This window comes from Thermomonas alba (assembly GCF_022419205.1).
Taxonomy (GTDB): Bacteria; Pseudomonadota; Gammaproteobacteria; order Xanthomonadales; family Xanthomonadaceae; genus Thermomonas; species Thermomonas alba.
This window is the reverse complement of the sequence record NZ_JAJOZU010000003.1, coordinates 18,270-31,167: the sequence shown is the minus strand read 5'-3', so window position 1 is coordinate 31,167 and position 12,898 is coordinate 18,270. Positions and strand designations below refer to the sequence as shown.

The following is a 12,898-nucleotide window of genomic DNA, read 5'->3' as shown; positions in this document are numbered from 1 at the left end:
CGCCGAAGCGGGGTTCCTGGCGTTGGTGCCCAAGGGGGGACTCGAACCCCCACGACTTGCGTCGCTACCACCTCAAGGTAGTGCGTCTACCAATTCCGCCACCTGGGCAATGCGTGGATTCTAGAACCTGCCGCCGCCGGCGTCACTTGCCGGGGGCGGGGGCGGGTGCCTGCTCCGCCGGCGTGGCGGGGATCTGGGCGGCGGGCACCTGCGCAGCCGGCGTGGCCGGGGCGGTGGGCACCGGCTGCTGCGCCATCAGGCCGAGGTCGGGCTTGGCCGGGCCGCCCTTGCCCTGCTTGCTGGCGTACATGGCCATGCCCATGCTCACGGTGAAGAACACGATGGCCAGCCACTTGGTGGTCTTGCTCAGGAAGTTCGACGCGCCGCGCGCGCCGAACACCGTAGCCGAGGCGCCGCCGCCAAAGCCGGAACCGGATTGCGCGCCAGATCCCTGCTGGAGCAGCACGAAGGCGATGATGGCGATGGCCACCAGCACGTAGAGGATGTTGACGAGTTGCAGCAGCATGTCGCGCGTTCTCAGGTGAGGTCGGCCGCCGCCTGCGCGATGGCCAGGAAATCCGCGGCCACCAGCGAGGCGCCGCCGACCAGCCCGCCGTCCACGTCGGCCTGCGCGAACAGGCTGGCCGCGTTGTCGGGCTTGACGCTTCCGCCGTACAGCAGCGGAAGCGAGTTTGCGATTGTAGCATCGAACGCCGCCACTTCACCACGGATGAAGGCGTGCACCGCCTGCGCCTGCTCCGGGCTGGCGGTGCGCCCGGTGCCGATCGCCCAGACCGGTTCATAGGCCACCACCGCGCGCGCGAACGCCGCCGCGCCGGCCCGCTCCAACACCGGCCGCAGCTGCCCGGCCACCACCGCCTCGGTCTGCCCGGCTTCACGCTCCTCCAGGCGCTCGCCCACGCACAGCACCGGGATCAGCCCGGCCGCCTGCGCGGCGACGAACTTCTCGGCCACCAGCGCGCTGCTCTCGGCGTGATACTGGCGGCGCTCGGAATGGCCCACCAGCACATAGCGCGCGCCGACGTCGGCGAGCATCGCAGCGGCCACCTCGCCGGTATAGGCCCCCTTGTCGTGGGCGCTGCAGTCCTGCGCGCCCAGCGCGATGCCCGCCTCCACGCAGGGCGCGGCCAGCGATTGCAGGTATGGATAGGGCGGCAGCACCACCAGTTCCACTCCCTGCGGACGACCGGCAGCAAGCTCTGCCAGCAGCGCCGCCGCGAACGCGCGGCTGCCGTGCAGCTTCCAGTTCCCGGCGACGATCTTGCGGCGCATGCGGTGCTCCCCGTGCGAAGGGGCGCAAGTTTAGCAATTGCGCCCGCCGCCGCCGTATAGTCCGCGGCATGAACCGCCCCGCCCCGATGATGCGCGTCCTGCCCTACCGCAAGCCCACCGAGGGCCGCGACTACTGGGTGTTCGACGACGTGCTGCCCGACGCCATGGCCGTGCGCGAACGCTGCCTGGCCAAGCCCGACTGGGCGCTGGGCTTCCCGCACACCCGGGAAAGCTGGCCCGGCCGGCGCGCGATCCCGGCGCTGGAACCCGACGAGCTGGCGATGGTGGAGCAGCGCGTGCGCGCCGCCACCGGCGCCAAGCGGCTATGGGTGCAGCCGGCACCCGACGGCAAGACCCTGAACCACAACTGCGTGCAGGTGGTGGGCGCGCGCGAGGCGCAGGCGCGGCCGCATACCGACGCGCGTTCGCTGTGCCGCTATGCCGGCGTGCTGTACCTGCTGCCCGACGCCCCCGCGGACTGCGGCACCAGCTTCTATCGCCAGCGCCTGCCGAACGGCCAGCTCGGTGGCAACACCGTCACCAAGCCGCACGACAACCTGGTGGATGCGCTCGGCACCCGTTTCGTGCCGCCCGGCAGCTTCGTCGAGGACGTGCGCGTGCCCAACCGCTTCAATCGCCTGCTGGTGTACACCACCGCGCTGATCCACAGCGCCACCGCCTACCGCGGCAGCGTGCTGGCCGACGAGCGGATGGCCGCCGTGTTCTTCTGGATGGCCTGAGCCAGGCAGGCAAGCCGACGCCGGACGCACGAAGGCCGCCTTGCGGCGGCCTTCATCGTGCTCACTTGAGCTTGATCTCGCGCAGGCGCTCTTCCAGGTAGCCCTGGGCGGTGATCGGCTCTGGATAGCGGCTGGGGTTGTCGGCGCTGACGCAGTTGGGCAGCACGTCGATCACGAAATCCGGATTCGGGTGCAGGAAGAATGGGGTGGAATAGCGCGGCTGGCGGGCTTTCTCACCCGGCGGGTTCACCACCCGGTGGGTGGTGGACGGCAGCACATGGTTGGTCAGCCGCTGCAGCATGTCGCCGATGTTGACCACGATGGTGTCGGCATCCGCGGTGAACGGCACCCACTCCCCCTTGCGCGAGAGCACTTCCAACCCTTCCGCGCTCGCGCCGACCAGCAGGGTGATCAGGTTGATGTCCTCGTGCGCGCCGGCGCGCACGTTCGGGATCTCGTCGGCGGTGATCGGCGGATAGTGGATCGGGCGCAGGATCGAATTGCCGTTGTCGGTCTTGTCCGCGAAGTAGTCCTCGGGCAACCCGAGGTTCAGCGCCAGCGCCGACAGCACCCGCGCACCCAGCGCGTCCAGCGCGTCGTACAGCGCCAGCGCGCGCGCGCGAAACTCCGGCACTTCCGCCGGCCACAGGTTGGGCGGCATCACGTCGGCATATTTCTCGTCGCGCACCTCGCGGCCGACGTGCCAGAACTCTTTCAAGTCGTAGTACTGCGACCCCTTGGCCGTCTCGACGCCGAACGGGGTATAGCCGCGCGCGCCGCCGCCTCCGGGAACGTGGTACTTCATCTTCACGTCCTCAGGCAGGGCAAAAAAGGCGACGAAGGCATCGTAGGCGCCGTCGATCACCTCCTGCGGGATGCCGTGGCCGCGGATGCCGGCGAAGCCCCATTCGCGGTAGGCCTGGCCCAGCTCGGCCACGAAGGCCTCACGGTCGGTGTCGAAGCGGCGGATGTCGAGGGTCGGAATCTGCGGCTGGCTCATGGTATGGACCGAAAAAAATGGAAATGCCGCGCAGTATGCCGTCGCCGGCGCGCGCGGGGTTTGATCGGAATCAGACTGCGGCCGCGCGCACGGCGTCGGCCAGGGCCTGCACGGTGGACTCGACCAGCGCGGGGTCGTCGGCTTCGACCGTCACCCGCACCACCGGCTCGGTGCCGGACGGCCGCAGGAACGCGCGCCCGCGCCCTTCCACCGCGCGCTGCGCCTGCGCCAGCGCGATCTGCACGGATTCCGCCTCGGCCGGCTTGCGGCCCCTCTCGAAGCGCACATTCAGCGTCTTTTGCGGCAGCTTGCGCAGGCCCTGCACCGCCTCGGCCAGGCCGATACCGCGCCGGCGCAGCACCTCCAGCACCTGCAGCGCGCTGACGATGCCATCGCCGGTGCTGGCGCGGTCCAGGCACAGGATGTGGCCGCTGGTTTCGCCGCCGAGCACCCCATCATGCGCCAGCAGCTGCTGGTGCACGTAGCGGTCGCCGACCTTGGCGCGCACGAAGCCGATCCCGCGCGCGGCCAGGGCCTGCTCCAGCCCATAGTTGCTCATCAAGGTGCCTACCACCGGCCCGCGCAGACGCCCGCTGGATTGCCAGTCGCAGGCCAGCACGTACAGCAGGTCGTCACCGTCGCGCACAGTGCCCTGGGCGTCCACGAACAGCACGCGATCGCCGTCGCCGTCGAACGCGATCCCCAGCGCGGCGCCGCTCTCGCGCACCCGCGCCGCCAGCGCCTCGGGATGGGTGGAACCGACGCCGGCATTGATGTTCAGGCCATTCGGCTCGACCGCGATCGCCTCCACCCGCGCACCCAGCTCGCGCAGCACCAACGGCGCCAGCTGGTAAGTCGCCCCGTTGGCGCAGTCCACCACGATGTGCATGCCGCCGAGCTCGAAGCCCTTCGGCACCGAGCTCTTGCAGGCCTCGACGTAGCGCCCGACCGCATCACGGGTGCGCACGGCCTTGCCCAGACATTCGGACGGCACGGTGCGGAACGGCAACTCCAGCGCGGATTCGATCGCCAGCTCGGTGGCGTCGTCCAGCTTCTCGCCCTGGGCCGAGAAAAACTTGATGCCGTTGTCGTGATGCGGGTTGTGCGAAGCGGAGATGACGATGCCGCCGTCGGCGCGCAGCGAGCGGGTGAGATATGCCACCGCCGGAGTCGGCATCGGCCCCACCAGCTGCACGTCCACGCCGGCCGCGACCAGCCCGGCTTCCAGCGCGGCCTCGAACATGTAGTTGGAGATGCGGGTGTCCTTGCCGATCACCACCATCGGCTTGCGCCATTCCTGACGCTCGCGCGCGGCGGCGGCCAGCGCGTGCCCGTAAGCGTTGCCCAGACGCAGCACGAAATCGGCCGAGATCGCGCCCTCGCCCACCCGCCCGCGGATGCCGTCGGTGCCGAAGTAGCGACGCGCGCTCATGCCGCCTCCGGGGCGTCCACCGGCACCGGCTGCTTCATCAGCAGCGCCAGCAGGTGCGCCAGCCGCTGGCGCATCTCGCGACGATCCACGATCTGATCCACGGTGCCGTGCTGGAGCAGGAACTCGCTGCGCTGGAAGCCTTCCGGCAGCTTCTCGCGCACGGTCTGCTCGATCACCCGCTGCCCGGCGAAGCCGATCAGCGCGCCCGGCTCGGCCAGGTTGAGGTCGCCCAGCATGGCGAAGCTGGCGGACACGCCGCCGGTGGTCGGGTGCGTGAGCACCGAGATGTACGGCAGCCCAGCCGCGCGCAGGCGGCCCAGCGCAGCCGCGGTCTTGGCCATCTGCATCAGCGAGAACAGGCTTTCCTGCATGCGCGCGCCGCCGCTGGCGGAGAAGCACACGAACGGGCAGCGCAGCGCCAGCGCGCGTTCGGCCGCCAGCGCGAAGCGTTCGCCCACGACCGAGCCCATCGAGCCGCCCATGAACGCAAACTCGAATGCGGCGGCCACCAGCTCGCGCCCCATCAGCCGGCCTTCCAGCGCCACCAGCGCGTCACGCTCGCCGGTGGACTTCTGCGCGGCCTTGATGCGCTCGGAATACTTCTTCTGATCCTTGAACTTGAGGACGTCGGTCGGGCCGAGCTCGGCCCCGATCTCGCGCCCCTGCCCGCCGTCCAGCAGCGCCGCCAGCCGCACCCGCGCGCGGATCGGCATGTGGAAGGCGCACTTCGGGCAGACTTCGAGGTTCTCCTCCAGCTCCGGCCGGTAGAGTGCGGCGCCGCAGCGCTCGCACTTCTCCCACAGACCCTCGGGCACGCTGCGCTTGCGCTCGCCACTCACCTCGGTGCGAATGCCGGTGCCCGGCATCAGTTTCTTAAGCCAGCTCATTGGTCTCGATCACCGCAAATTGCATTGCAGGCGGGATTGCCCGGCCTGCCCCGGCACCCGCCGGGACGGCCCAGTCTACTCTCCGGGTCCTCCGGTCCGGCCATCTTCCGGCCTCGCCGTGGCCCGGGCCTCAGGCCGCGGCCGCGATCCCGTCCAGCGCCACCCGCAGCGGCCGCAGGAACGCCGCGGCACGCGTAGCCGCTTCCGCCTCCGGGCTGCCATCCAGCGCCGCCACCAGGGCACTGCCGACCACCACCCCGTCGGCGTGCGCGGCCATCGCCGCGGCGCTTTCGGCATCGCGGATGCCGAACCCGGCGAACACCGGGATGCGCGCCATCGCCCGCACCTGCGCCAGATGGCGCGCGGCATCCTCCACGTCGAGCCGGGTAGCGCCGGTGACGCCGGCGTAGCTGACGTAGTACAGATAGCCATCGGCCTGCGCGCACAGCCGCTGCAGGCGCGTCTGCGGGGTGGTCGGCGAGGCCAGCGAGATCAGCGCCAGGCCATGCTGGGCAAGCGCCGCCTGGTACCCCCCCGCCTCTTCCGGCGGCAGGTCCACCAGCAGCACGCCATCCACTCCCGCCTGCGCAGCCTCGGCGGCGAATGCCGCCGCGCCGCGGATTTCGACTGGATTGAGGTAGCCCATCAGCACGACCGGCGTATCCGCATCCGTGGCCCGGAAAGCGCGCACGCAGTCCAGCACGTAGGTCATGCCGGCACCGCGTGCCAACGCACGCTCGGAGCTGCGCTGGATCACCGGGCCATCCGCCATCGGGTCGGAAAACGGCACCCCCAGTTCGATCACGTCCGCGCCGGCCTGCGCCAGCGCATGCATGACCGGCACGGTCGTCGCCAGCGCCGGATCGCCGGCGGTGATGAACGGCACCAGCCCCTTGCGCCCGGAGGCGCGCAGGGCATGCAGCCGCTGCTGCAGGCGGCTCATTCGTTGGCAGCAGCCGCCGTGGTGACGTCGGCGTTCTTCAGCCGGCCGATCTTGACACCGGCGGCCTTGTATTCCTCGGCCAGTTCGGAGTCGCCCACGTCGATGCCGCGCTCCTCGCCCAGCCCATCCAGATGCTCGTTCAGCATGCGCCGGTACAAGGTCGTCATGTAATCGAGGAACGGCTTGCGCTCATTGGCCGCCTCGATCGGCTTGACGCTGGTCAGGAACACGTGCGCGTTGAAGCGCGCGGCGGCGAACAGGGCGGCCAGGCTGATGTTCTTCTCGCCGTACTTCTGGGACTGCTTATGGGTCAGTTCCAGGTACTCGTTGACGCACTCGAAGAACTGCGGCGGGAACGCGGTGCCCGCCTGCGCATTGCCCGTCTGGGCTTCGACCGGATTCTGCGCCTGCGGGATGGTTTCGTCGGCCATGGCCGGACTCCTCATTAGCTGATGTGAAAATGAACGAACGGGTAAGCTGGCCATTTTGGCCCAAACCTGGCCTTCAGACCAAATCTCGCGGGCCGCTACAGCGACAACCCCTCGCGCGCGGCGATGGTATGCACGTCCTTGTCGCCGCGGCCGGACAGGTTGCATAGCACCAGCGCGTCCCTGGGTAGTTCGCGCGCCAGCTTGATCGCCTGCGCCACCGCGTGGCTGGACTCCAGCGCTGGCAGGATGCCTTCGCAGCGGGCCAGGCAATGGAAGGCCTCCAGCGCCTCCGCGTCGGTGACCCCTACGTACTCGGCACGGCCACTGTCCTTGAGGAAGGCATGCTCGGGGCCGACGCCGGGGTAGTCCAGGCCGGCGGAGATCGAGTGGGTCTCGGTGATCTGGCCATCGTCATCGCAGATCACGTAGGTGCGGTTGCCGTGCAGCACGCCCACCCGGCCTGCCGCCAGCGACGCGGCGTGGCGCCCGGTCTCGATGCCGTCGCCCGCCGCCTCGGCGCCGACGATGCGCACCGACGGGTCGTTGAGGAAGGCGTGGAACAGACCGATGGCATTGCTGCCCCCGCCCACGCAGGCGGTGATCGCATCCGGCAGGCGCCCGTACTCGGCCAGCATCTGCGCGCGCGCCTCGCGCCCGACCACCGCGTTGAAGTCGCGCACCATGCGCGGGTATGGGTCGGGACCCGCCACGGTGCCGATGATGTAGAAGGTGTCGCGCACGTTGGTCACCCAGTCGCGCATGGCCTCGTTCAGCGCATCCTTCAGCGTGGCCGAGCCGCTGGTGACCGGCACCACGGTCGCGCCCAGCAGCTTCATCCGGTACACGTTGATCTTCTGGCGCTCGATGTCGGTGGCGCCCATGTACACCACGCACTCCAGCCCGAGGCGGGTGGCCACGGTGGCGGAAGCGACGCCGTGCTGGCCGGCGCCGGTCTCCGCGATGATCCGCTTCTTGCCCATGCGCGCGGCCAGCAGCGCCTGGCCGATGGTGTTGTTGATCTTGTGCGCGCCGGTGTGGTTGAGGTCCTCGCGCTTGAGCAGGATCTGCGCACCGCCGACCTCGCGACTCAGGCGCTCGGCGTGGTAGATCGGGCTGGGGCGGCCGACGTAGTGCTTGAGGTCCTTCTCGAACGCGGCGAGGAAGGCTGGATCGACGCGCGCAGCGTCATAGGCGGCGGCCAGTTCCTGCAGCGGGCCGATCAGGGTCTCGGCGACGAAGCGGCCGCCGTGGCGACCGAAATGGCCGTCGGCATCGGGGAAGGCGTGGAAATCGATGGCCGCCGCAGCGGCCTGAAGGTGGGATGCGTTCACGCAGAAGTCTCCGGAAAGTCGGAATGCGCAGGCGGTCGGGCCTCGACGCGGATCGAAACGGGAAGGCTGGAGCGCCGCAGGGGCGCATCACGCGCGGTGCGCGGACTTATCGGATCGCCGCCGCAGGCACCCGGCGCCAGCGCCGCAGAGAGCGGCCAAAGGGAGCGCGGGGGCGGTTCGAGACATTCATGGCGTGGGCATAGCCTACCCGATTACCGGGTCAGGGTGGCAAGCACGATCCGCCTCGCGCACGGCCTGCACGAACCGCCGCATTTTCTCGCCATCCTTGACCCCGGGCGATCGCTCGATGCCGCCCGCCACGTCCACGCCCCACGGTCGCGCGGCGCGGATCGCGGCGGCCACATTGTCGGGATCCAGCCCCCCGGCCAGCAGCCAAGGGCGATCCAGGCCGGCTGGAATGTCCGCAACGTCCAGCCGCTGGCCACTGCCGCCCGGCTGCCCCGGCGCGTGGCCGTCCAGCACGAATCCGGCGGCGTGCGGCCAGCGCACGCGCAGGCTCGCGCCGTCCACGGCCGCGCCGCCCAGCCCCACTCCTTTGAAATACGGCAACCCGAAGCGGCGGCAGAACGCATCGTCCTCGCTGCCGTGGAACTGCAGCAGGGTCGGCCGCAGCCGCGCGATGGCGGCGCGGATCTCGGCTTCGTCGTTGTCCATGAACAGCGCCACCAGGCTCACCAGCGGCGATAGCGCCGCGCGCAGGGCATCGGCCTGCGCGAGCGTGACCCGCCGACGGCTGCGCGCCGCGAAGATCACCCCCACCGCATCCACGCCCAGCTCGCAGGCCAGGCGCACATCGTCGGCACGGGTGAAACCGCAGAACTTGATACGGGTGCGGAACGGCGCGGCGCGGGCGGAGTCATTCATCGGCGCAGACCTCCTCCGGCAGGCCCCAGCGCCGCGGATATCGAGGACCGAGGAAGAGCAGCCCAGCCGCCGGCGCGGTGGGGCCGGCGACGGTGCGGTCGCGTCCTTCCAGCAGTTCGGCAATCCACTCCACCGGACGCTCGCCGCGGCCCACCATCAGCAGGGAGCCGACGATGTTGCGCACCATGTGGTGCAGGAAGGCGTTGGCCTGCACCTCCACCACCACTTCGTCACCGGCACGGACGACGGAAATCTCCTGCAGATGGCGGCGGGCATGGCTCGCCTGGCACTGCACGCTGCGGAAGGCCGAGAAATCGCGCTCGCCCAGCAGTGCCTGCGCCGCGCGATGCATCGCCTCGGCATCCAGGGGCATGCGTTCCCAGCCCAGGTACTGCCGCTCCAGCCCCGGCCGCGCGCTGCGATTGAGGATGCGGTAGCGATAGCGGCGCGCGACGGCGGAAAAGCGCGCGCTGAAGCCGGCCTCCACCGGCACACACCAGCGCACCGCCATCGTCGGCGGCAGGTTGGCGGTCACCCCCAGCACCCAGCCGCGGGGGTCGCGCACAGCCTCGGTATCGAAGTGCACCACCTGGCAGCGCGCGTGCACGCCGGCATCGGTGCGGCCGGCGCAGATAGTGTCGACGGACGCAGCGGCCACCTTCGACAGCGCGATCTCGAGCGCGGTCTGCAGGCTGCCGTCCGGCTCCAGCGCGCCGGCCGCGCTCAGGCGCTGCCAGCCGGAGAACCCACCGCCGTCGTATTCCAGTCCGAGCGCCAGCCGCATCGCGTGCCTGGGCGCCCTCAGCCCACCAGCTTGCTGAGCATGCGCGCCGCTTCGTCGCTCACCGCAGTGTCCGGATCGTCGAGCATCTCCACCAGCAGCTGTTGCGCGGAGGTCTCATCCCCCATGTCCAGGAATGCGCGCACCAGTTTGAAACGCTGCTCCGGGGTGGCGTGTGCAGGCGTCTCGCCCGCCGACGCAGCCGGAGTCGGCGCGGAGGCGGCCGCTGGCGCATTCGGCCCGGCCTTGACCCAGCCGGAATGCCATTGCGGCGCATCCGCGCGCGGCGCGGCGGGCACTGCCGGCGGCAGGCTGGCCAGATCCACGGTCACCTCGGCCGTATGCGCCGGGGGCTTCGCCTCTACGGGCGCCTCCGCGCCGTCCGCCGGCATCTCCGCATCGGCGGTGGCCGCGTCCCCTGCCTCATCCGCGGGAGCGGCATCGGCAGCCGCCATCGGCGCTGTCTCGGCGGCGGCGGCCGCGGCCATCATGCTGGCCGCCAACGCCTCACTGTCGAACACCCGTCGCCGCGGCGGCGGAGCCGGCTTACGGCGGCGGGCCAGCCACCATGCCAGCACGGCCAACGCCACGACGCCCAGCCCGCCCCAGACATACGGCAACCCGCTGGATTTGTCCTGCGCCGCAGGTGCGCTGGCCGGCTGCACGGCGGCGGGCTTGGCAGCCACCTGAGCCGCCTGCAGTGCGGCCTTGTTGGCCTGCGCCAATCGTGCCTGGGCGGCCGCCAGTTCGCTGTCTTTCAGGGCGATCAACTTTTGCTGATCGTCCTTCAGCTTCTCCAGCGCGGCTACGCGCTCCTTCAATTCGCTGATCTCAGCGCTCTTGGCCGCGATTTCCTCGTCGCGCCGACGCAGTTCCTGCTGCAGCATGCTGCCCTCGCCTCCGGCGCTGGTGCCGGACTGGATGCCTTTGGCCTTGCCCGGCGCCGCCGGCGGCAGGATCTGCAGCCGGGCCTCGCCGCGCGCGGCGGTGGTGGACGTGACTGCCCGCCGAGATGCGGCCGCAGGCTCGGGTTTCGCGGTGCCGGCCGCGTCCGATGCGGCAGCGGCAGCGGCCGTTGCCGGAGCCGCTCCCGCATTCGTCTCCGGCTGGCGCACCGCGCGCCGCGCCTGCGCCCACTGCTGCATCTGCTGGCGCACCACCCGGGCCGCCTCGCCGGGATCGATGGCGGCCACCTCCTCGCGGCTGGGCACGCGCAACACCGCGCCCTGGCGCAAGCGGTTCACGTCATCGCCCAGGAAGGCATCGGGATTGGCGCGCAGCAGCGCCAGCAGGGCCTGGTCGAGACTGCCCGCCTGACGCAGACCCAGCTCGCCGGCGATCTTCGTCAGCGTCTCGCCGGCTTTCACCGGGCCATATTCCGCGGCGGGCGCAGCCTCGGAGCCGGCGCGGGACGTCGCCTTGGCGGGCGTCGGCACGGGCGGCAGCGGAGCCACCTCAATCGCACTGGAGCCCACGGATTCTGAGGCCGGCATCGCCGCGACCGGCGGATTCTGGTTGTCGGGGGCGGCAGGAGCCGGCGCACTGGCGGCGCTCGCCGAGGGTGCGAGCACTGGCGTAGGACGCCGCACCAGACTCTCGGCCGACGGCTGCGGCAGCTGCACCGGCGCCTGCACCACGCTGGCGGCAGCGGCGGGCACGTCGATCAACGCGGAGTACTCGCGCACGAGGCGGCCACTCCCCCAGTCCACCTCGATCAGGAAGTCCAGCGCGTCCTGGTCCACCGGCTTGAGGGTAGTGACCCGGATCACCGGGCGCCCTTTGGCGTCCCGCCCCAGGCTGAACTGCAGGTCGGCGGCGATCCCCGAGGGCGGCGCCAGCCCGACCCGGCGGAAGGTCTCCGGCGACGCCAGCCGCGCCTGCAGCGCGGCCAGCTCACCCGGCGTCGTGGAGATGATCGGGATCTCGGCCAGCAGCGGCTGGTTACGCCGCGACTTGACTTCGATCTGGCCCAGGCCCAATGCCCAGGTCTGCCCTGCGGCCAATAGCAGCGCCACTGCGATCGCAGCTTTCAACGTCCGGTTCACGTGCGCTCCATCCCCATGTCAGCGCTGCGACTCTAGCCGCGCGCCGGCTTGGCCGGCAAGCCCTCGGCCAGCAGCAGCTCGGCGATCTGCACCGCGTTGAGCGCCGCGCCCTTGCGGATGTTGTCGGCCACCACCCACAGATTCAGCCCGCGCGGATGCGACAGATCCTCGCGGATGCGCCCCACGAATACCGGGTCCTTGCCCGAAGCGTGGGTCACCGGAGTCGGATAGCCACCGGCCTTGCGCTCGTCCACCACTTCCACCCCCGGCGCGGTGCGCAGCAGGGCGCGCGCCTCTTCGGCGGTGATCTTCTGCTTCGTCTCGATGTTGACCGCTTCAGAATGGCCGAAGAACACCGGCACCCGCACTGCCGTCGGATTCACCTGGATGGTGTCGTCACCCAGGATCTTGCGGGTCTCCCACACCAGCTTCATTTCTTCCTTGGTATAGCCATTGGGCTGGAACTCGTCGATGTGCGGAATCAGGTTGAAGGCGATCTGCACCGGAAACTTCGCCGGCGCCGGGTCCTGGAAGCTGAGCAAGGCCGCGGTCTGCCGGCCAAGCTCCTCCAGCGCGCTGCGTCCGGCTCCGGATACCGACTGATAGGTGGCCACGTTGATGCGCTCGATGCCGTAGGCCTTGTGGATCGGCGCGAGCACGGGCATCAGCTGCATGGTGGAGCAGTTGGGGTTGGCGATGATGCCGCGCGGGCGGTGGCGCACCGCCTCCGGATTCACTTCGCTCACCACCAGCGGCACGTCGGCGTCGTAGCGGAAGGTGGAGGAGTTGTCGATCACCACTGCGCCGGCAGCGGCGAACTTCGGCGCGTAGTCCTTCGACACCGCGCCGCCCGCAGAGAACAGCGCAATGTCGATGGAGGCCGGATCGAACGTGGCCAGATCCTGCACCACCAGTTCCTCGTCGCCGAACTCCACCACGCTGCCAGCGGAGCGCTCGCTGGCCAACGCCACGACCTCGCGCACCGGGAACCGGCGTTCGGCCAGGATCGCCAGCATCGCCTCACCGACTGCGCCGGTCGCGCCGACCACGGCCACCTTGTACTGATTGCTCATCGTTGTCTGCCTCGAGATTTCGGATGCGTCGCCTCATGGCGCCCGCAAGGAAGGGGG

At 70.4% G+C, this 12,898-nt stretch carries 13 protein-coding genes and 1 tRNA gene; 1 reads left to right on the top strand and 13 read right to left on the bottom strand.

From position 1 onward, the window contains the following. Positions 1 to 23: 23 nt before the first annotated feature. From ML342_RS05030 to tpiA, 3 genes are all read right to left on the bottom strand, one after another. Positions 24 to 108: transfer RNA gene (locus ML342_RS05030), tRNA-Leu, on the bottom strand. Positions 109 to 142: 34 nt separating this feature from the next. Further along, entirely contained in the window at positions 143 to 526 is a 384-nt protein-coding gene (gene secG / locus ML342_RS05025; protein ID WP_240125859.1) for a preprotein translocase subunit SecG, read from the bottom strand. An 11-nt stretch (positions 527 to 537) separates the two neighbouring features. Beyond that, positions 538 to 1,293 carry a triose-phosphate isomerase gene (gene tpiA / locus ML342_RS05020; RefSeq protein ID WP_240125858.1) on the bottom strand — a complete coding sequence of 252 codons (756 nt, stop codon included), beginning with the start codon at positions 1,291 to 1,293 and terminating at the stop codon, positions 538 to 540. 68 nt (positions 1,294 to 1,361) lie between these two features. On the opposite strand from tpiA, the gene ML342_RS05015 reads away from it, so the two are divergent. Beyond that, positions 1,362 to 2,033: a DUF6445 family protein gene (locus tag ML342_RS05015; protein ID WP_240125857.1), complete on the top strand. Its 672-nt coding sequence runs from the start codon at positions 1,362 to 1,364 to the stop codon at positions 2,031 to 2,033. Between the two features lie 61 nt (positions 2,034 to 2,094). Here ML342_RS05015 and ML342_RS05010 read toward each other — a convergent pair whose 3' ends face one another. The 10 genes from ML342_RS05010 to ML342_RS04965 form a co-directional block, all read right to left on the bottom strand. Further along, the gene (locus ML342_RS05010; RefSeq protein ID WP_240125856.1) at positions 2,095 to 3,033 is read right to left on the bottom strand and encodes an isopenicillin N synthase family dioxygenase; all 939 of its coding nucleotides are present in this window, start codon (positions 3,031 to 3,033) and stop codon (positions 2,095 to 2,097) included. A gap of 70 nt (positions 3,034 to 3,103) precedes the next feature. After that, positions 3,104 to 4,465 carry a phosphoglucosamine mutase gene (gene glmM / locus ML342_RS05005; RefSeq protein WP_240125855.1) on the bottom strand — a complete coding sequence of 454 codons (1,362 nt, stop codon included), beginning with the start codon at positions 4,463 to 4,465 and terminating at the stop codon, positions 3,104 to 3,106. After that, positions 4,462 to 5,352, bottom strand: coding sequence for an acetyl-CoA carboxylase, carboxyltransferase subunit beta (gene accD, locus ML342_RS05000; RefSeq protein ID WP_240125853.1), 891 nt, complete (start codon positions 5,350 to 5,352; stop codon positions 4,462 to 4,464). The genes glmM and accD overlap by 4 nt, the downstream gene beginning before the upstream one ends. 130 nt (positions 5,353 to 5,482) lie before the next feature. Next, positions 5,483 to 6,295, bottom strand: a complete 813-nt coding sequence (trpA, locus tag ML342_RS04995; RefSeq protein WP_240125852.1) for a tryptophan synthase subunit alpha — start codon at positions 6,293 to 6,295, stop codon at positions 5,483 to 5,485. Next, positions 6,292 to 6,726 carry a DUF3144 domain-containing protein gene (locus ML342_RS04990; protein ID WP_240125842.1) on the bottom strand — a complete coding sequence of 145 codons (435 nt, stop codon included), beginning with the start codon at positions 6,724 to 6,726 and terminating at the stop codon, positions 6,292 to 6,294. The genes trpA and ML342_RS04990 overlap by 4 nt, the downstream gene beginning before the upstream one ends. A gap of 95 nt (positions 6,727 to 6,821) precedes the next feature. Beyond that, positions 6,822 to 8,021 carry a tryptophan synthase subunit beta gene (gene trpB, locus ML342_RS04985; protein ID WP_439655172.1) on the bottom strand — a complete coding sequence of 400 codons (1,200 nt, stop codon included), beginning with the start codon at positions 8,019 to 8,021 and terminating at the stop codon, positions 6,822 to 6,824. A gap of 240 nt (positions 8,022 to 8,261) precedes the next feature. After that, a complete protein-coding gene (locus tag ML342_RS04980) occupies positions 8,262 to 8,942 on the bottom strand; it encodes a phosphoribosylanthranilate isomerase (protein WP_240125838.1) in 681 nt (226 codons plus the stop codon). Beyond that, a complete protein-coding gene (gene truA, locus ML342_RS04975) occupies positions 8,935 to 9,726 on the bottom strand; it encodes a tRNA pseudouridine(38-40) synthase TruA (RefSeq protein ID WP_240125836.1) in 792 nt (263 codons plus the stop codon). Before truA ends, ML342_RS04980 begins: the two co-directional genes overlap by 8 nt. Before the next feature lie 17 nt (positions 9,727 to 9,743). Further along, positions 9,744 to 11,768 (bottom strand): FimV/HubP family polar landmark protein, encoded by a 2,025-nt coding sequence (locus tag ML342_RS04970; RefSeq protein WP_240125835.1) that lies wholly within the window; start codon positions 11,766 to 11,768, stop codon positions 9,744 to 9,746. 32 nt (positions 11,769 to 11,800) lie between these two features. Continuing rightward, entirely contained in the window at positions 11,801 to 12,841 is a 1,041-nt protein-coding gene (locus tag ML342_RS04965) for an aspartate-semialdehyde dehydrogenase (protein ID WP_240125833.1), read from the bottom strand. Positions 12,842 to 12,898 lie beyond the last annotated feature (57 nt).